The organism is Acinetobacter sp. SWBY1 (assembly GCF_002946595.1).
Classification (GTDB): Bacteria; Pseudomonadota; Gammaproteobacteria; order Pseudomonadales; family Moraxellaceae; genus Acinetobacter; species Acinetobacter towneri.
In genome coordinates this window covers 2,100,813-2,119,827 of sequence record NZ_CP026616.1, presented here as the reverse complement: position 1 = coordinate 2,119,827, position 19,015 = coordinate 2,100,813, and the positions used below count along the sequence as shown (strand labels likewise).

Sequence of the window (19,015 nt, the reverse complement as noted above, 5' to 3'; positions counted from 1 at the left end):
TTCGTCTTAAAAATTAGTTCTTTTTCAACAATCGCGCAGGGTTACCAACAACGGTCACACCTGCAGGTACACTTTTAGTCACTACTGCGCCCATACCAACCACCGCCCCCCGACCAATAATTAAAGGTTGGTCTGGCGTACCTTGTTTTATCACCGCACCCGCACCAATATAGGCATGGTCATGAATGTGAATATTGCCATTACACTGAACCCCTGGGGCAAAAGTCACAAAGTCACCAATCACACAATCATGTTCTACATAGCTATATAAGTTGGCATGAAAGCATTTACCAATTTTTATATTTGAGGTAATGCTCACAAAAGGGCTGAGTGCTGCACCTGCGGCAATTTCAACCTCATCCATCAGTACGACATTATCTGCCTGAACACTCCAGAGCTCAATTGCATCTTGTTCAAGTTGTCTTGAAATTTTTTCACGTACTTGACTATTGGCAATCGCAATCAACACCTGTTTTTGAGTCGCTGGGTGTGCTTTAAATGCTGCATAATTCATGGCACGATGCGAATTGATTATAGTTTCTACAACTAAGCTATCATCTATAAATACAATTTCAGCAGGATTGCCCAAACGCTTTAATTGGGCTCTTGCCACTGGCATTAAACTACGCCCACACCCTGAAGCACCATAGATTGCATACAGTTCAGTCATGCTGTTGATCCGACTGTGTACCTGTAAATTTAGTCATAGTCGCTTCGCCTGCTTCGTTAATATCATCTTTGGCGAGCACTTTTTTAACCGTTTTCAGCATAATTTTAAAATCTAACCAAACCGATTGATTTTCTACATACCACGTATCGAGTTTAAATTTTTCTTCCCAACTAATGGCATTACGTCCATTGACCTGTGCATGCCCTGTCATACCTGGGCGGACTAAATGGCGTTTGGCTTGTTCTTGGTTATATAATGGTAAGTATTCCATGAGTAGTGGGCGTGGTCCGACGATGCTCATATCGCCCTTAATGACGTTCCATAATTCTGGCATTTCATCCAGACTACTAGAACGCAGCATTTTGCCAAAAGGGGTTAGTCGCTCACTGTCTGGTAGGGGTTTGCCTTGTGCATCTACCGCGTCTTTCATGCTGCGAAATTTAATCATTTCAAAAGGTTTGCCGTGTAAACCCGGGCGTACCTGACGGAATAGAACTGGTGAACCTAGATTTTTTTTCACTTTATGTGCCACATAAAAATACAACGGTGACAGTAAAATCAGGGCAATAGAAGCAATAATAATATCGAGGAGGCGTTTTAGCATTATATTAAACCCATTTCTTGCATCATATGTCGGTTCACTTGATGTACATCATATTTATTTAAAGCTATTTCTCTAGATCGCTGCCCCATTTGCTCAATTAATTCAGGCTTATTTATAAACTCTTGCATCGCATCGACTAGACTCGTCACAGATTTTACTTCAACTAAAAAGCCATTTTCGCCCTGAATTACAGTTTCTCGACAGCCAGGAGCATCTGTGGTAATAATTGCACGTCCCATTGCCATCGCTTCCAAAACTGTACGCGGTGTTCCTTCTCTATAAGAAGGTAAAACATAAACTGAACTTTCTGCAATAGCGGGTCGTACATCTGAAAGCTTACCCCAATATTTCAGTCTTGCATCAGTAACCCAAGTATCCAATTCTGATTGTTGGATTGCTGCAGGGTTTTCATCAATCCAACCCACCAAGTTGAATTCAACTTCTGAGTGCTGTTGTTTAATTAGCTTCGCTGCTTCTGCATATTCTCGTACACCTTTATCACCCAATAACCGAGCAATGAGTAAAAATGAAAGTTTAGGATTATTTTGTGCATTCACAGGAAAAGGTAATACATTAAAGTCCGTAACATTCACCCCTGAACCATTCACCACCACTGTAGGCAAATTGAGTTGCAAAAGTTTTAAATCTTGAAAAAGTTTTAAGTCATCAGGATTTTGGAAAAAGACTTTATTGCTATGTGAAAGGGCTTGCTGATATAAACCATGTACTATTTTTTGGAAGAAACTACGCTTGCTGCCGTGTTCGACATTTTGAAAGGCATAACCTAAACCTGTAATCAGTGCAAAACGATAGGGTACTTTAGCTAACCATGCAGCCAGTGTACCGTAAATTACGGGCTTAATGGTATAAGACAGTACATAGTCTGGTTTGATTTTTTTTATTATATTATACATTGCCCACAATGTTTTTAGGTCTGCGATGGGGTTTGTACCTGTACGTTGCATAGGTACTTCATGTATATAATAGCCCAAACCTTCAAGTTTTTGCTGCTCTGCTTTAAATAACGCAACCTCAGGGGCAATAATATGGATTTCATAGCCTTGCTGATGGATCGCTTCGAGTAGTTTTCCTCTGAAGTTAAGCACAGAGGGGAGAAAGCTGGAAATCATTAAAAATTTCATAAATTATTTCGCTTTCTAAAAGAGAGTTTATTGGATGCAAGATTATCCCCTTTATTCATTTTTCTTTCTTTACCAATCAGTGAGATCAATAAGAAAATTAGAATCGGTGTAAACATCCATTTTTGTCTGATTGCAATTCCCAAGTTGGCTGTAGTCGAAGCCAATATAAACCACGCCAATAAAGAATAAATCCATAAAAACATTCTATTATGTTCTAATAAATGAATAGGTAAAGGTTTTTTAATTACGGCTTTAAAACCGATAACGAACAAATAAAGTAAAATTAAATTATCTATAGCTGCTAATAAAGAAAAAATACTCCTTGCCTCAAAAATAATAGGGCGAAACAAATAAGTAAATAATTGCATTGGAAGACTCATATTGGCAATATCAACACTTGAACCACCAGATAAATTTTCAGCTTGTCGGCCTTCAATATAAGTCATTACTTCTTCTGCACCAGCATTATCTCCAATCCCAGTATAGTTTAGAGCAAAAGGCACTAACATAACTGTTGAAACCAAAGCAATAGAACCAAAAAAAATACGCTGCAAAGTAGGAATGTTAGATTGAAAAACAAATGAGCCGGCTAAAGCAATTACCATCATTGCCGCTATATGCGGTCTAACAAATAACATAACTAATATAGCAACAGCCATAGTGGCAATACGCTTATTAAGCTTTAAAGCAGCCCATAATGCTAAACCAGTTGCCATAAAGGATAAAGAATCCTTACCTATAGCAGCTGACCAAAAACTAATTGATGGTAAAAAAACTATCAAACTTGCAAGCTGGCGGGTTTTTTTTGTTTTATTCTTTGTAACCTCTCTTAAAGCTGCATCAAAAGCCAATAAACCAATAAAACCAAAAATTTGAAAGACAAAAAAAGTACCTAGAAGAGATAGCCCTAAACCTTGGCTAAAAAATGATGTAAAGAACTCTATACCACGTGTTCCGAACGCAAAACTTGTTCCATCTAATAAGCTATTATTATAGTATCTAGTTGCATCTCCCCCTTTATTTACAACATAAATTGCATAGACTATTGAAAAAAAAGCATGCCAACAATAAAGAGCTAATGTGCGAACAGGATTACAATAAAACAAACGTCTTATACTAAGAGCAATTAATGCCCCTAACAAGAAAACAAAAAATATCCCAACTAAATGCCATGCTGTTGAAAATAGTGCCATGAATACCACTTATTATTAATGAGATCCGTATTAAAATAAGAATAATACGAATAATCAAGGTTAAATAGGATGTGTTTTTAACAGGAATGATCACTTATAGTAAATTGAATTAAACAAATCAATATATTAACATTCAGAATAAGATATTTAAAAAACATCACAAACTATACTATTCATAACTGATATTTACTTTAGTTATGTAAGATTAAGTTTCAAACATATGATTTGATTCAATCACTACATTTCATGATCGTGCTGAATAAACCGACAACCATTTTTCTGTCGCTGCCTCTAATCCATAGTGTTGCACAATCCTAAATCGTGCAGTTTCACCTAATTTTTTTCGCTCCTCAAGGTTTAATTTCAAAGCTTGATCCAGTCCAGAAGCAAGAGCTTTAGAATCTTTGGGCGTGACCAGAAAGCCTGCTTCACCAACTATTTCATTTACGCCACCACAATCTGTTGCAACTACTATACGTTTACAAGCCATAGCTTCAGCAACAACTAGACCAAACCCTTCCCAAGCTGAAGGTAAAACAAATATATCAGCTGCAGACAATAACTCAGGGATATCCTTTCTAATACCTAGTAATGTAATATAACCACCTAAATTTCTTTCTAAAATTACTTTTTCTATGGTATTACGGAGTTCTCCATCACCCACTATTAACAAATGAATATTAATATGTGTTTTTAGGAGTATATCAAATGCATTGAGTAAATTAGGATAATCTTTAGCCTCATGAAACCGACCAACTGCAATAAATACTTTTTTGTTTTGCAAGTTATATTCTGTTCTTAGTTGTTTCCTAGAGTTTTCGTTAAATTTAAAATAATTAATATCAACACCATTATAGATAGAAATCATTTTATTTTTATGTACAGCCTTTTTAGCTTCAAATGAAGCTATAGTACTTTGACTAACACCGGTAAATATATCAGTCAAGGAATTAGTTATTCTATAAGCAAACATACGCAGTTTGTTACCTTCATTATTGCTATGAGTAGTACCTATTAAATGAGGAATGGAAATAAAAATTCTCGCTAAACGTGACAAAATATTGGAGTGAAACATATGGCTATGTACAACATCCGGCTTATATTTTTTGATAATTTTTACTAAACAAAAAAAAGCACTGAATATAGAGAGTAATGATTTACCCCCCCCCAACCAAATTAAATCAATTTTTTCCGATTTAGGTTTTACGATTACAGGCTTCAACAAATAAGCAATTTTAACACTGTGACCGCGGGACGTTAGGTCATCTGCTAAGTTACACACCTGATGCTCAGCCCCGCCCATCCCTAACCCGGTTATGATCATTAGAATTTTCATTTAAATCACTCTTTGGTATTTTTCAAAAGGGACTCAATACCAGCACTGATTTTCCCTAATACTTTTTCCTCACTAAATAGCTTCGCTTTGCTAATACAGGCATCGTGGTAATCTTGAGCATTATCAATCAACACAAGTACCTTCTTTTGAAATTCGGTATCTGCCACATCTTCAGGAATAAAAGACTGTCCGGTGACTCCACCCAAATTCTCTAAGAATTCAGCACAATAACCTGCACTCTTGGTCGTTATTGCTGGCACTCCTCTTGCGTGAGCTTCAAGTAAAGTAGTCGCAAACCCCTCATGATGACTGGTAATCGCAAAACACTTGATACTATCGTAAATAGCAGGTAAGTCTTTTCGATCTGCCCAATCACGTAACTCAATATTATCTTGGAGATTTAGAGTCTCAATCTCTTTTTGGATTGTTTCTCGTTCACTTCCTTTACCAAGAATCAATGCTTTAATCGGCTTGCTACTTATTGTATTTAATTGGGCAACCAATTTTATAAATAAAGGAATATTCTTTTCTCTTGAAAGCCTTGAGATAATCGCTATATCATATTTTTTAGGCTGAATAGGTGAACTAAAAAACCACGGAGAGATAAAATTCCCTACAAATTCCATATCTTTAGGGAATACCCTCATATTTTCCTTATTAACAGTAAATATTTTATTACAGAAGAAACTGGAAAATTTTAATAAATAATATTCTATAGTTCCATGACCTAAACCCGCAGAATTTTGCTTCTGTAAATATATATGTAAGAGTGAAACCACTTTTAAACCATATAATCGAAATATAGGTGCCAACCAAAGCGATGAAAGATCATTCAGTACTATAATCTTAATACCGTGATTCTTGAGTGACCTCGCTAAAGAAAATGATGTAGATAATCGTTTAATTTTAGAGGAAACTGCTGGCATAGATATAGTTGGACAAGAAAAAGTCTCTGGCTCTGATGTTGAAATAACTGTAGGCAAGCCATTCTCATTCATATAACGACATAAGTTTTCTATATAAATCTGCCCCCCACCCCATATATTCGAACTTGGGGAATAAATACATATCATTTTAAATCGCCTATATTTAATTTATAAATCATTGATAGTTTTCAAATGATGGTGGAGGTAAATTTTTTAGTACTTTAGAGGAGTGTTTTAATATAATGGGAGCGAGAATATCACCTAACAAGTAACTCCATGGAACTGGGTACTGGGAAACAACTCCATCATAAACAAGTCCCATACGCTCTTTTGGATATTTAGCAGGATGTGCTAATAACTTATCATGTACTTTATCCAACCGAGAATTGAGTTCATTCCACCATTCCTGAGTAATAGGGGTTTGTGGCTTAAAAATAAAAGCCCCGTTGCCAATAAGCTTTTTGTAATTCAACTGCAAGAATCGCCACTTCACATAATAATAAAACTTATTAAATATCCCATCTTCATTTAGCAAAATTGCATTTTGGTAACAATTTCCGACTCCCCAACGACCGACTTCTGGGTATCCAGCAGCAAGTAGGGTATTACTGTTTTCTAATTCTTGAAAAACATCTAACCACGAACTTGTTAATGGCTTGATATCACAATATGCACCACCAAAGTGATGCATAAAGTAAGCTCTTAAGTAGTCTGCCCTATGTGCTAAATTCAAAGCATAATATGCTGGGTGAAGTTTGTCTTCTGGGATAAATTCATGAAGGTTATGATTAGTGACTAAGCATACCATAAGCCCAGAGTCGGCAAGGGACTCAACACATCTTCTTCTAATCTCTGGGATTTCATTATCACCGGTCCAAAAACAAAATATTTTACGCTGTATCATATTATCATCTCTTCTTATTCCTTAAAAATTGTACTAATTTTACACCAGCTTTTAAAAAAAAGGTCGGGGTATAAGAGAAGATAAAAAGCAAGGTGTATAACAAATTCAACTGAGGTAGTGCTAATTTAGAGACACTCTTTGCATTCAAATATTCATTTTTAAACAAACTTGCCTTTACTCCATTAAAAAGGCGACTATTGATATATCGACGAATACTTTGATTATGGAGAATAGAGGAATCTCTTTTACTTTGTTGAACCAACATATTTACTGAAGGAGAAATATCTGACAAAGTCGTTACTGGTTTTGTAGCCTTTTTAGCAGCAAGTGATTGCATCACGCCTCCCGTATCTCTGAAATAACAACATGTTATTTTATTAGATATTGCAACATTATACTTTAGTGCAATTCTTGCCCAACACTCTAGATCCGCACCAGCTTTAAATTGATTAAATCCACCAACATCTAAAAAAACACACTTATTTATAGCTAATGATGTAGAGTTAATAATGCCTATTTTTATAGAGGCTTCATAAAAATAATCAATCTCTCTAATATGACTGTTTAAAGAATTTTTTACATTAAATTTTTCATTACTGTCTTCAATTTGAGCACATGATGTTGAAAGCATTTTAGCGTTAGGATGCTTATTAATTATATTACTTAATTCATCCAAATGATCAGGGAGCCATGCATCATCTGCATCCAAAAAAGCAATCCATTCTCTATTAGCTACTTGTATACCAGCATTTCTTGCAGGTCCCTCACCTTGGTTTTTTTGCTGGATTATTCGCAACCTTGGATCAAAAATGCTGTTTATTTGGCTTACACTTGCGTCGGTTGAACCATCATCCACCACTATTAGTTCAAAGTCTTGATAGGTTTGAGCTAATACGCTTTCGACAGCACGGCCTATGTACTTTTCCTTATTATATAAGGGTATTACCACACTAAACATTTAGACTATCCTACATTAAATTGAGTACTCAACCAAATTTCCAATTATTTAGTTAAAGTTTTTTCTTTACAATTTATTTATGAAAAATTTCAATAATTTGTGATCCTGTTTTTTCAATCAAAGAACGACGCTTAATTTCTGAGTTATCGTTTTTTAATGAAATATAAATTTTTTCTGCATGTTGAGAACTTATATTGAATAATACTGTACTATATGCTGATATTATACGCACTTTTGACTCACCTGCATTTTTAAAGATTGCATCTTCAGCAATCATACCCTCTTTATTCAATAATTTAACTTCTAACAATGGCGTTGTTTCTCGAGGATGCATAACGTAATAATCTATTGACTGCCCAATCAACCAGGATTTTAATTTACTTATTTCACTTAAAGCTAAATATTCATGAAATGGTTGCCCAATAAAATAAGTTATCTCTTTCTCATTTCTTGGGTTTAATCTTATACTATCAAATAAATTTAAAAAACAAAGTTTATCTTCTGAAACAATATTACAAAAATCTGAATAGATAGTATAATGCATCAATATTCTAGATTTAATATCATTAATGCTTGATATTCCAAATAACTTATTATAAAAACAAATTTTTCCCGATTCATTTACATTATGATATGAACTGGATTGAGTAATATTTGCTGTACCATCATCAAAACCATAAATTGAAGCCTGAGGATTTTTTTTAATAATAAACCTAAATAACAAACTATCTATACTAGCTATATAGATATTCAGATAGTTTTTTTCAAAGCCTTCCTTGCTAAAATTCCAAACAGAAATAATATGATTAATAATATCTTTTTTTTGTTTTTTAACAAAAATATAAGCAGACTTATTTGCTCTTCTTGAAATTTCTAAAAAATACCTTTTATCTGACTCGCTATTATTTTGAGTAAAATAAATAAAATCAAACTCAATGATTTTATTATTTTTTATAATCTCCAAACAGATTCGTGCTTGCAAAGGTGTTCTGCATAGAAAAACTGTTTCAACTGGTTTAAAATACATAGCGAATAGGGTTGCCTTTTAAAACTATAAAATAAATAAAGTGTAAAAATTTCAAGAAATCAGTTGGTTTAAAAATATACATAAATAATAGACTTCTTGCGTTAGTCAAATTTTAAGCAGCCAAAAGCTATATTTTATGAGGCTTTAGCCAATTCAAAAATTAGATAAAACTATACTTTCGCAAGAGGTCCAATGCAAATTATTTAATAAATCTTTGAGATACAGGTGTATTAGCTTCAATCGACTGAAGCACTTTTTTACCCATCAGCTCATCATAATATTTTGGCGGTAAACCAAAACCTGGACGTACACTACGGATACAAGTTTCATCAATAACATCACCAGCTTTCATATCTTTCACAAAATAAAGTGAACGTCTAAATTGTGCATTGCCTTGCTCACTAGATTTACGACCATAATCTACCTGACCCAAAGCCTGCCATGCAGTTTTGGCACCATTACACAATTGTTTCAAATCTTCAGGTTCTAATGAAAAACTATCATCAGGCCCACCGCCATTACGATCTAAAGTAAAATGCTTTTCTATAATAGAAGCACCCAATACAACGGAGGCAATAGCAGTTGTATTATCTAAAGTATGATCAGACAAACCAACAGGAATATTAAAACTTGAAGCCATATCCTGAATCGTTCTTAAATTATAATCTTCTGCTGGTGCAGGATAACCACTCACACAATGTAAAATTGCCAACTCTTTACATCCACCATCATAGGCGGCTTGTACTGCTTCTGCAATTTCTTCTTTATCTGCCATACCTGTAGAAATAATCATTGGCTTACCTGTAGCAGCCACATATTTAATTAAAGGCAAATCTACAGCTTCAAAAGAAGCAATTTTATATGCAGGAGCATTTAAGTCTTCCAGTAAATCTACCGCTGTTCGGTCAAAAGGAGAACTAAAAATAGTAATATCTAGGTCACGAGCATAATCAAACAAAGGCTTATGCCACTCCCAAGGCATATGTGCCTTTTGATAAAGCTCATATAATGACTGGCCATCCCATAGCCCTCCACGAATCATAAATTCTTCATTTTTACTATTTAGGGTAATAGTGTCTGCCTTATAGGTTTGTAACTTAATAGCGTCAGCACCACAGATTTTTGCCTGTTCTATAATTTTTAATGCTGTTTCTAAACGACCATTATGATTGGCGGACAATTCAGCAATAATATAAGGAGGAAAATCAGTTCCAATATCTCGACCATTGATCTGTATTTTCTTATTCACTCTTATCTCTCCAACCATTCAGATTGGAACAATCCAAACTGAAAAATATCAAATTCACCACGCTCATCTTTAAAATGCTTTCTTAAAATACCTTCTTGAAAAAAGCCTAGATTTTGATGAAATTTTATCGATTTCTGATTAAATGAAAGCACTTGACCAAATATTTTACCAATATTCAAGTGTCTAAATGCAAATGCCAAACTCACCTCACCCAATAGAAAACCCATACCCTTTTGAGTATTCGGTTTTATATAAAATCCCCACTCATAAGCTTTACTATTTTCAATTTTTTGGAAAGATATATAACCTTCCTGTTGCTCCATATATTCAAAAACAAAAAAATGTCTATCTGTACGGTTTTGATTGCGAATAAACCACTTTAAATGATCATCGTAAGAAATAATTGACGTATTCACCATCCATTTGCGAATATCATCATGATTGCGCCATTCTAAAATGGTACTCAAATCTTTATTTTCTAATTTTCTAAGCTTAGCTTTAGTGTGATCTAGCATAAGTCTGACTCACTATTAATATAACTTAGCAATATTTTCACACCTAAGCCTTTCGTAACTTGTAATGCTTTACATTGCATATGTTTTAGCTGAGAAGTCGATAACTGATTCAGAATAAATGGCAAATTGTGCTCTATCTCTTTCTGCTGAATCGAAATAGCGGCCCCCCAATTATGTAAATCTTTTGCAATCAAATTCTGATTATCAGCCAATACGACCATGATAGAAGGAAGCCCTAAACAGCACCGCTCCCAAGAAGTAGAACCAGCAGCGCCTATAGCTAAATCACTTTTTGCCATTAACTCAGCCATATTATTTACACCCACCACAACTTCGGTTGTCCAAGGCATATCTTGAGCTTGTTGGCGCACCTCTTTAATCCATGGTGCAGTCCCACCCATCACCACTGTAATTTTTAATTCAGAAGGTAAAGCGCATTGCTTAAGTGCTATAAGTATTTGGGTCGTGATATTGTCTTTATCCACCCCACCTAAATTAATGAGCAGATGTTTAAGTTGACTGTTTTCTCTACGTTCAAGACTATACTCACGCCACTGAGAAAACTCAGGACGTAATAAAGCATATTCAGCACCACACAAAATTTCACAAGAGACTGGAACTCGTGCTATGTAATCCTTTAAATCTCGCCCAAATGTCTGATCTAACAGCAAGTCACAGTCATGTTCACGGTCGGCTAGATCATCAATAACCATTACTCGTTTGCAATATGGCCGCAATACTTGTTCCCAGCGTATATCCAAAGCGTAATGATCAACAATCAACCAATCTGGCTTTAATGCTTCCATAATAGGAATACATAAACTCGCATCTGCTTTTTGTGTTGCGCCTAGCCAAGCAGCATGCGCAAGATCAGCATTATGGTTTTGCAACTTATCTTCTTGAGATAAATCCATATAAGGCAATGCATCAACATGATAGCCTCGTTGGGTAATTAGACCAATCAAGTTGCCAGGGTGCTCACGACAAATAAAATAGCATTCTGCCCCCCGATTCTTCAAAGCATCAGCTAAAGTCAAACACCGCATGACATGCCCTGTACCCATTTGAATAGAGGCATCTACCCGAAAGACAACGTTCATTGCTGTATTGCTTTGAATAACCATTCAGCACGATCCCAGTCTTCTTGTGTGTCTATATCTTGTACTCTAAAACGCGGTAACTCTACAACACTAGATTGAGTGGAAAAAATCATCTCTTTATTAAACCAAGCTCCCGCAGTACCCCAGTAGAACTGCCCAGCATCATGCCAAGATTCTTCTAAATCTTGAGAGCGAACATTAAAATATTGTGGTGAAAACATTTCTACTGTGTCATTTTCATTCAATTTGATTGCACGTTGAATTGGGAATGGGTAAGTTGTTGCACTAAATACATAATTCAAATTACTATTATTTTTAATCTTTTCTAGCCCCTGCACCAAATCTGCTTTGGTCACAAACGGAGCAGTCGCATATAAGCAGCAAATATAATCTGGTAAAGCATGATTTATCTTGCCAAATTCCTCTACTGCATGTGACATTACATCTGCAGTGGTTGCAAAATCATCCGACAAATGTACAGGTCTTAAAAAAGGCACCTTCGCACCATAAACTTGTGCAACTTCCGCAATTTCTTCATCGTCTGTAGATACCCAAACCTCATCAAAACAACCACTCTCTATAGCTGCTTGAATTGACCATGCAATCATAGGTTGGCCATGAAACATCTTTATATTTTTACGTGGTATTCTTTTACTTCCACCACGTGCAGGAATCACAGCCAACTGCATTGTTATACCAAAACCTCTTTCAGTGACTCATACACATATTGAATCTGAGCATCTGTCAAATCAGGGTACATTGGTAAGCTGATCGCTGAATCATAATAGGCTTCAGCTACAGGAAAATCTCCCAATTTAAAACCTAGATTTTCATAGTAGGGCTGCGTATGTACAGGAATATAGTGAACATTTACACCAATACCTTTGGCGCGTAATGCTTCAAAAACTTGTTTACGCGAAGCTTTTAGTTCATCTAACTTCAGACGAATTACATATAAGTGCAAACCTGAATAACTTTCAGGAATCTGGTACGGTAAAATGACAGGTAAATCTTTCAAAATTTCATTATATTTATTTGAAATTATATGACGTTTTTCTACAAATTGAGTTAATCGATGCATTTGAGAAACGCCCAAAGCCGCCTGTAACTCTGTCATACGATAATTAAAACCCAACTCTACCTGTTGATAATACCACGGTCCTTCTGTCTCTTTATTCATTAATGCCGTATTACGGGTAACCCCATGACTTCTAAGCAAGTCCATCTTCTGTGCCAAGGTTGCATTATTGGTTAATGCCATCCCACCTTCAGCAGTAGTCACAATCTTGACTGGATGAAAACTAAAAACTGTAATATCAGAATATTTACATGCACCTACATAGGCTGATTGATACTTTCCTCCAATCGCGTGAGATGCATCTTCAATAATACGAAAGCCATATTCTTTAGACAGCGCATGAATTTTTTCCATATCGCATGACTGTCCACACAAATGCACAGGTATCACTATTTTAGGTAATTTATTTTCCAACTTAGCCTGTACTAGTTTTTTCTGTAGTGCATCTACAGACAAATTATAAGTTTGTGGATCAATATCTACAAAATCGATGTCTGCACCGCAATAAAGAGCGCAATTCGCAGAAGCCACAAAAGTAATAGGAGACGTCCACAATACATCTCCTTTTTGCAATCCCAATGCCAAGCAAGCAATATGCAAAGCAGAAGTTGCACTATTCACCGCCAATGCATATTCTGCTCCAACGTATTCCGCGACAGTTTTTTCAAATAAAGGAACTTGTGGACCTTGCGTAAGAAAATCTGACTGCAGCACTTGAATAACAGCATCAATATCTTGCTGATTAATATTTTGCTTGCCATATGGGATAAACATATTAAATATTTCCTATTTTCTCACGGTTAGCTTCTATCCAAGTTTGCAATTCAACATCGCTCATCCATTCGGTATTGTTATCACTTGCATATACAAAACCTTCTGGTACTTTTTTGCCATCTTTAATACGCGCTGGATCTGTTGCCCACTTATTAATTGTCGGTAAAATTTTAAAATGCTCTGGGTATTCATAAGTATAATAAGCATCTTCCGCACTAATCATTTGCTCATGCAGTTTTTCGCCAGGGCGAATACCAATAACTTCTTGCTTAGCTTCAGGTGCAACCACACGAGCTAAGTCCGTCATTTTCATTGATGGAATTTTCTTAACGTAGATTTCACCACCAATCATGTCTTCAAATGCATGCCAGACTAGCCCAACTCCGTCCTCTAAAGAAATCATAAAGCGCGTCATACGCTCATCGGTAATAGGTAATACACCACTATCTTTAATAGACAAAAAGAATGGAATGACCGAACCACGCGAACCCATGACGTTCCCATAACGCACAACAGAAAACTTAGTGCCATGCTCGCCAGAATAGGAGTTACCTGCTACAAACAATTTATCTGATGCAAGCTTCGTCGCACCATACAAGTTAATTGGGCTGCTTGCTTTATCTGTTGAAAGTGCAACGACACCTTTTACACCTTTATCAATACAGGCATCAATCAAGTTCATCGCACCATTAATATTTGTTTTCACACATTCAAATGGGTTGTATTCGGCCGTAGGTACAATTTTTGTGGCAGCCGCATGAACTACATAATCCACCCCATCTAAAGCACGGTACAAACGCTCTTTATCACGGACATCACCTATAAAGAAACGAACTCTGTCATCTCCTTGATATTTTTTGGCCATGTCCCATTGCTTCATTTCATCGCGTGAGAAAATAATAATTTTTTTAGGATTATATTTTGCAAGTGTCATCGGCACAAAGGTGTTACCAAATGAACCCGTACCTCCGGTAATAAGAATTGTACTATTACTTAACATTAAGTTTACCTTCTTGAATTTTAACTTTCACTCTTAAGTCCTGATGGTTTAACAGGCTATACATTAAGCATGCTCAGCCATTTCTTTAAATTTTGGGTTAGTTTCTAACAAATGCTGATAAGTCCCCTGATCAACAATTTTACCCTGTTCCATCATGAAAATAACGTCACATTTACGCACTGTCTTTAGTCGATGGGCAATCATAATAATCGTTTTTTTACCACTAAAATCATGAATCGCATCCATAATAATTTTTTCAGTAATTCCATCTAAAGCACTAGTTGCCTCATCAAAGATAAGCACATTTGCTTCATGATAAAGTGCTCTTGCGATACCAATACGTTGGCGTTGCCCCCCGGAGAGTTGTACACCTCGCTCCCCCACTTTCGTATTTATACCATTAGGCAATTGCTTTACTAATTCGGTTAAGTTAGCTAACTCAATAGCTTTCTGTACTTGATCTAGATTAATATCTTTGGCTGGTAAACCAAATGCAATGTTTTCTGCAATTGTACCTTCACTTAAATATATACTTTGTGGAACGAAACCTATTGTATTTTGCCATGTACGTATATTAGTTTCAGTGATACGTATATTATCAATATATATTTCACCTTGCTGTGGTGTAAGCAAACCCAATAACAAATCTATTGTTGTTGACTTTCCAGAACCCGATGACCCCACAACACCTACAACACTGTTCACAGGTATTACCATATTTAAGTCATGTACTGCGGGTTTAGATTTACCAGGATAGCTAAAAGTTACATTTTGTAATCTGATTTTTTCTTTAAGTAGTAATTGTTGTAATTTATGATTTACTGCTGATGACTCTGACTTTTTCAATGTCATTGCAAGATCTTTTTTAATTGATTCAAATGCAGCAGCATTACCCTTTATTTGAGTAATACTCGAATAAATTTGCTGTAATGCAGGAAGTAGCTTGAATGCAGCCAAAGCATATACTGCCAATACTGGAAGTACCTCGCCTAGATTCCCCTGATGTAATTTAAGTAATAGCAATACCAAGCCAATCATCGCACCAAAAGCAATTAACTCCATAAAGTAACGGGGTACTTGACTTATTGAAATATTACCACCTTGAGCATAGGCTAATATTTTCCCAGACTTTTGAAACCGCTCGATAAAATCATAGTGACGATTTAGCAACAGAACATCTTTGATCCCTCCAAAACCTTCATTCATCAAACGAAAGCGTTCAATAGATACATCAGATAGGTTTTGTCCATTTTTTTGTAAGCGTTTTTTTACCAATTTGTATAATAAAATATATGCGCTTACAAATATCATCAATCCCGTGAGAGCAATTACTGGATCAAGCATGAGTAATGTAATCGTAATAAAGATAACTAATACTACTTTTGCATTTATTTGCATTAAGGGTTGGATTATACCACTGGTAACTCTCATTGTTTCTATGGAAATCTGTTTTGTCAATTGAGCACTACTTCCACCTGCATGAAACAACCAATTCTGCTGCATATAATGCTCATATAATTGATCTGCAATCTCTACTCCAACTTTTGCACCAAATAAAGACAATCGCCAAATAGTAAACATAGAAATAATTGTCGAAAATGCAAGAGTAAATAGTACAAATAAACCAGAATAGAATAAAAAATCTGCCGGATTTTCAATGCCCGATAATTGATAGAGTTTGGAATATACACCCTCTTTTTCAAGCAAACTTATGTCACCAACCAATGCCATAAATGGTGCAATAGAAGCAATCCCAATTAACTCAGTGAATGCCATAATTACAATCAGTATTTGCAAAATGTAAAACTGTTTCCGCTGGCGGGCACTAAGGAGAGAGAATAGCTCTCGAATCATTTTCAACATTCTACAACTCTATTTTAAAATAACTAAATTATTAATAACACACATACATTCTTTAAATACATAAATTAGACTTCTTGCGTTAGTCAAATTTTAATCAGTCAAAAGCTATATTTTATAAGGTTTTAGCCAATTCAAAATTAGATAAAACTATACTTTCGCAAAAGGTCTATTAAGATATCAAAGCTAAAATGGTTGTTATTTGAACATGGAATCATAATAGCCAGCTATATAAAAATGAGTTATAGAACAAATACAACTCTTTTACTTTGTTCCTAAAAACTGTATATACCAAGGCATTGCTTCCTCTATACCATGAGAAATCAAAAACTCAGGTTCATAACCTAATAAGGTTTTAATTTTGTTAATACTAGCTTGCGAATGCCGTACATCTCCTGCCCGAAATTCACGATATATTGGTTCTTTTGCATAAATCACACCATTTTCATTGAGCGCTGCTTTTATCGCATTGAATAAATCATTTAATGTTGTTCTGTCACCCACTGCCACATTATAAACTTGGTTTTTCGCTTCTTCATTTTGTGTGGCAGCAGCTAAAATATTGGCTTGAACGGTATTTTCAATAAAACAAAAATCTCGACTGGTTTCACCATCACCATTAATAAAAACATCATCACCTGCAATCATGGCAGCCGTCCATTTAGGAATCACCGCTGCATATGCACCGTTCGGGTCTTGACGCTTTCCAAACACATTAAAGTAACGTAAACCAATGGCCTTAAAACTATATGTGCGTGCAAATACATCTGCATACAACTCATTTACATATTTGGTAACAGCGTAAGGTGAAAGTGGGTTACCAATGTTTTCTTCCACTTTTGGCAATGCAGGATGATCACCATAGGTAGAACTACTGGCAGCATAAGTAAAGCTAGATACATTTGCATCACGGGCTGCCACCAACATATTTAAAAAACCCGTAATATTGGCAGCATTTGTAGTAATTGGGTCTGCAATAGAACGTGGTACAGAACCCAAAGCTGCTTGGTGCAATACATAGTCCACATTTGCACAGGCTTTTTGGCAATCTTCTAGGTTACGAATATCACCCTCATAGAACTTAAAGTTTGCCCATTGCTCTGCACTTACCAAGTTTTGTACTTCATCTAAATTATGCTGGTGACCTGTCGCGAAGTTATCTAAACCCACAACTTTCTGATTCAGCTTAAGTAAAGTTTCTAACAAATTTGAGCCAATAAAACCTGCCACGCCTGTCACTAACCAAGTTTTTGGTGCTTGTTGTAATTGCTCACATACTGTTCGATATTGGCTCATTAACTTATCATTCCTTATTCTTTATTTATTTGCACTTTACTTAAAGTCGAATATCGGCTTCTTTCGCATCTAGCACATATTTTAAATCATATAGCACGTGCGCTTGTTTACCCAAAGCACGAATTTGCGCTGCACCCATCTGTTTAAACTGCTCATGTGCCACCGCTAAAATAATCGCATCATAGCTATTGTCACTCACTGACTGTACAGGGCTGATGCCATATTCATGCTCGGCTTCCTGCATATCCACCCAAGGGTCATGCACATCTACATCTATTTGATATTCTTTCAGTTCAGTCACAATATCAATAATTTTTGTATTGCGAATATCGGGGCAGTTTTCTTTAAAACTTAAGCCTAAGACTAAAACTTTAGCACCTTCTACCTGAATTTTCTTTTTAATCATCCCTTTGACTAACTGAGTCACCACATAAGCGCCCATACCATCATTTAAACGACGACCCGCTAAAATAATTTCAGGATGATAACCAATAGACTGTGCTTTATGGGTTAAATAATATGGATCCACCCCAATACAGTGCCCACCGACTAAACCTGGACGGAAAGGTAAAAAATTCCACTTGGTTCCCGCAGCCTGCAATACCGCTTCAGTATCTATACCCAACTTATTAAAAATAACGGCCAATTCATTAATTAAAGCAATATTCACATCACGCTGGGTATTTTCAATGACCTTGGCTGCTTCAGCCACTTTTATACTCGCGGCTTTATGTGTACCTGCTTCAATCACCAAGTTATAAACCTGATCTACAAAATCTGCTACTTCTGGAGTAGAGCCTGAAGTGATTTTTAAAATATTGGTGACTCGGTGTAGCTTATCGCCTGGGTTAATCCGTTCTGGGCTATAGCCTGCAAAAAAATCCTGATTAAATTTTAAGCCTGACACTTGTTCCAAAACTGGAATACAGGCTTCTTCAGTTGCACCTGGGTATACCGTAGACTCGTACACCACCACATCGCCTTTTTTAAGTACTTTCCCAATACTGGTAGAGGCTTTAATAAGTGGGGTTAAATCAGGTTGTTTATAGTCATCAATGGGCGTAGGAACCGTTACAATAAAAAAGTTGCAGCTTTTTAAGTCTTCTAAATTGGCTGAATAAGAGAGCTGAGTCGCCTGTTGTAGCTCTTCTGGCGACACTTCTAAAGTGTGATCTTGCCCACTTTGTAATTCTTGTATACGTTTTTGTTGAATATCAAAACCCACCACTGGCAATTTTTTTCCGAATTCAACTGCCAAGGGTAAACCGACATAGCCTAAACCAATAACGGCAATTTTTAGCTCAGAGAGTTGTAGCATTTTAGCGCCTTTAAATTTATATCTGTATTTTATGAAGAATGAATCTTTCGGCAGGGATACTAGCA

The 19,015-nt window shown here is 35.9% G+C and carries 18 protein-coding genes; all 18 read right to left on the bottom strand.

The genetic code is table 11. The features are described from left to right. Nucleotides 1-13 precede the first annotated feature (13 nt). Nucleotides 14-670, bottom strand: a complete 657-nt coding sequence (locus C3Y93_RS10250; protein WP_104852843.1) for a NeuD/PglB/VioB family sugar acetyltransferase — start codon at nt 668-670, stop codon at nt 14-16. Beyond that, nucleotides 663-1,274, bottom strand: a complete 612-nt coding sequence (locus C3Y93_RS10245) for a sugar transferase (RefSeq protein WP_104852842.1) — start codon at nt 1,272-1,274, stop codon at nt 663-665. Before C3Y93_RS10245 ends, C3Y93_RS10250 begins: the two co-directional genes overlap by 8 nt. Beyond that, complete coding sequence (locus C3Y93_RS10240; protein ID WP_104852841.1) at nt 1,274-2,416, bottom strand: glycosyltransferase family 4 protein; 1,143 nt, start codon at nt 2,414-2,416, stop codon at nt 1,274-1,276. Before C3Y93_RS10240 ends, C3Y93_RS10245 begins: the two co-directional genes overlap by 1 nt. Continuing rightward, entirely contained in the window at nt 2,413-3,609 is a 1,197-nt protein-coding gene (locus C3Y93_RS10235; protein ID WP_213064877.1) for a hypothetical protein, read from the bottom strand. Before C3Y93_RS10235 ends, C3Y93_RS10240 begins: the two co-directional genes overlap by 4 nt. A 244-nt stretch (nt 3,610-3,853) precedes the next feature. After that, a complete protein-coding gene (locus C3Y93_RS10230) occupies nt 3,854-4,945 on the bottom strand; it encodes a glycosyltransferase (protein ID WP_104852840.1) in 1,092 nt (363 codons plus the stop codon). 5 nt (nt 4,946-4,950) lie between these two features. Beyond that, nucleotides 4,951-5,928, bottom strand: a complete 978-nt coding sequence (locus C3Y93_RS10225) for a glycosyltransferase (RefSeq protein WP_213064876.1) — start codon at nt 5,926-5,928, stop codon at nt 4,951-4,953. A gap of 118 nt (nt 5,929-6,046) precedes the next feature. Next, entirely contained in the window at nt 6,047-6,775 is a 729-nt protein-coding gene (locus C3Y93_RS10220; protein WP_104852838.1) for a hypothetical protein, read from the bottom strand. Nucleotides 6,776-6,779: 4 nt separating this feature from the next. Further along, nucleotides 6,780-7,733 (bottom strand): glycosyltransferase family 2 protein, encoded by a 954-nt coding sequence (locus C3Y93_RS10215; RefSeq protein WP_104852837.1) that lies wholly within the window; start codon nt 7,731-7,733, stop codon nt 6,780-6,782. A gap of 73 nt (nt 7,734-7,806) precedes the next feature. Beyond that, entirely contained in the window at nt 7,807-8,760 is a 954-nt protein-coding gene (locus C3Y93_RS10210; protein ID WP_104852836.1) for a glycosyltransferase family 52, read from the bottom strand. Nucleotides 8,761-8,959: 199 nt separating this feature from the next. Next, entirely contained in the window at nt 8,960-10,009 is a 1,050-nt protein-coding gene (pseI, locus tag C3Y93_RS10205; RefSeq protein ID WP_104852835.1) for a pseudaminic acid synthase, read from the bottom strand. A gap of 2 nt (nt 10,010-10,011) precedes the next feature. After that, complete coding sequence (gene pseH, locus C3Y93_RS10200; protein ID WP_104852834.1) at nt 10,012-10,524, bottom strand: UDP-4-amino-4,6-dideoxy-N-acetyl-beta-L-altrosamine N-acetyltransferase; 513 nt, start codon at nt 10,522-10,524, stop codon at nt 10,012-10,014. Continuing rightward, nucleotides 10,518-11,648 (bottom strand): UDP-2,4-diacetamido-2,4,6-trideoxy-beta-L-altropyranose hydrolase, encoded by a 1,131-nt coding sequence (gene pseG, locus C3Y93_RS10195; protein WP_228153764.1) that lies wholly within the window; start codon nt 11,646-11,648, stop codon nt 10,518-10,520. The genes pseH and pseG overlap by 7 nt, the downstream gene beginning before the upstream one ends. Further along, on the bottom strand, nt 11,621-12,313 hold the full coding sequence (pseF, locus tag C3Y93_RS10190) for a pseudaminic acid cytidylyltransferase (protein WP_104852833.1): 693 nt from the start codon (nt 12,311-12,313) through the stop codon (nt 11,621-11,623). The genes pseG and pseF overlap by 28 nt, the downstream gene beginning before the upstream one ends. 2 nt (nt 12,314-12,315) lie before the next feature. Next, nucleotides 12,316-13,476, bottom strand: coding sequence for a UDP-4-amino-4,6-dideoxy-N-acetyl-beta-L-altrosamine transaminase (gene pseC, locus C3Y93_RS10185; RefSeq protein ID WP_104852832.1), 1,161 nt, complete (start codon nt 13,474-13,476; stop codon nt 12,316-12,318). Between the two features lies 1 nt (nt 13,477). Continuing rightward, nucleotides 13,478-14,476 (bottom strand): UDP-N-acetylglucosamine 4,6-dehydratase (inverting), encoded by a 999-nt coding sequence (gene pseB, locus C3Y93_RS10180; RefSeq protein ID WP_104852831.1) that lies wholly within the window; start codon nt 14,474-14,476, stop codon nt 13,478-13,480. Nucleotides 14,477-14,539: 63 nt separating this feature from the next. Further along, on the bottom strand, nt 14,540-16,339 hold the full coding sequence (locus C3Y93_RS10175) for an ABC transporter ATP-binding protein (RefSeq protein WP_104852830.1): 1,800 nt from the start codon (nt 16,337-16,339) through the stop codon (nt 14,540-14,542). Nucleotides 16,340-16,600: 261 nt separating this feature from the next. Next, nucleotides 16,601-17,632: an NAD-dependent epimerase/dehydratase family protein gene (locus C3Y93_RS10170; protein ID WP_104852829.1), complete on the bottom strand. Its 1,032-nt coding sequence runs from the start codon at nt 17,630-17,632 to the stop codon at nt 16,601-16,603. 40 nt (nt 17,633-17,672) lie between these two features. After that, nucleotides 17,673-18,950, bottom strand: coding sequence for a Vi polysaccharide biosynthesis UDP-N-acetylglucosamine C-6 dehydrogenase TviB (gene tviB / locus C3Y93_RS10165; RefSeq protein ID WP_104852828.1), 1,278 nt, complete (start codon nt 18,948-18,950; stop codon nt 17,673-17,675). Between the last annotated feature and the right edge of the window lie 65 nt (nt 18,951-19,015).

Coding starts and splice junctions, on each gene's coding strand:
- pseF (WP_104852833.1), bottom strand. CDS start 12,313: ATGCAGTTGGCTGTGATTCCTGCACGTGGTGGAAGTAAAAGAATACCA.
- C3Y93_RS10235 (WP_213064877.1), bottom strand. CDS start 3,609: ATGGCACTATTTTCAACAGCATGGCATTTAGTTGGGATATTTTTTGTT.
- C3Y93_RS10230 (WP_104852840.1), bottom strand. CDS start 4,945: ATGAAAATTCTAATGATCATAACCGGGTTAGGGATGGGCGGGGCTGAG.
- C3Y93_RS10175 (WP_104852830.1), bottom strand. CDS start 16,339: ATGTTGAAAATGATTCGAGAGCTATTCTCTCTCCTTAGTGCCCGCCAG.
- tviB (WP_104852828.1), bottom strand. CDS start 18,950: ATGCTACAACTCTCTGAGCTAAAAATTGCCGTTATTGGTTTAGGCTAT.
- pseB (WP_104852831.1), bottom strand. CDS start 14,476: ATGTTAAGTAATAGTACAATTCTTATTACCGGAGGTACGGGTTCATTT.
- C3Y93_RS10240 (WP_104852841.1), bottom strand. CDS start 2,416: ATGAAATTTTTAATGATTTCCAGCTTTCTCCCCTCTGTGCTTAACTTC.
- C3Y93_RS10170 (WP_104852829.1), bottom strand. CDS start 17,632: ATGAGCCAATATCGAACAGTATGTGAGCAATTACAACAAGCACCAAAA.
- pseC (WP_104852832.1), bottom strand. CDS start 13,476: ATGTTTATCCCATATGGCAAGCAAAATATTAATCAGCAAGATATTGAT.
- C3Y93_RS10250 (WP_104852843.1), bottom strand. CDS start 670: ATGACTGAACTGTATGCAATCTATGGTGCTTCAGGGTGTGGGCGTAGT.
- pseH (WP_104852834.1), bottom strand. CDS start 10,524: ATGCTAGATCACACTAAAGCTAAGCTTAGAAAATTAGAAAATAAAGAT.
- C3Y93_RS10245 (WP_104852842.1), bottom strand. CDS start 1,274: ATGCTAAAACGCCTCCTCGATATTATTATTGCTTCTATTGCCCTGATT.
- C3Y93_RS10210 (WP_104852836.1), bottom strand. CDS start 8,760: ATGTATTTTAAACCAGTTGAAACAGTTTTTCTATGCAGAACACCTTTG.
- C3Y93_RS10220 (WP_104852838.1), bottom strand. CDS start 6,775: ATGATACAGCGTAAAATATTTTGTTTTTGGACCGGTGATAATGAAATC.
- pseG (WP_228153764.1), bottom strand. CDS start 11,648: ATGGTTATTCAAAGCAATACAGCAATGAACGTTGTCTTTCGGGTAGAT.
- C3Y93_RS10215 (WP_104852837.1), bottom strand. CDS start 7,733: ATGTTTAGTGTGGTAATACCCTTATATAATAAGGAAAAGTACATAGGC.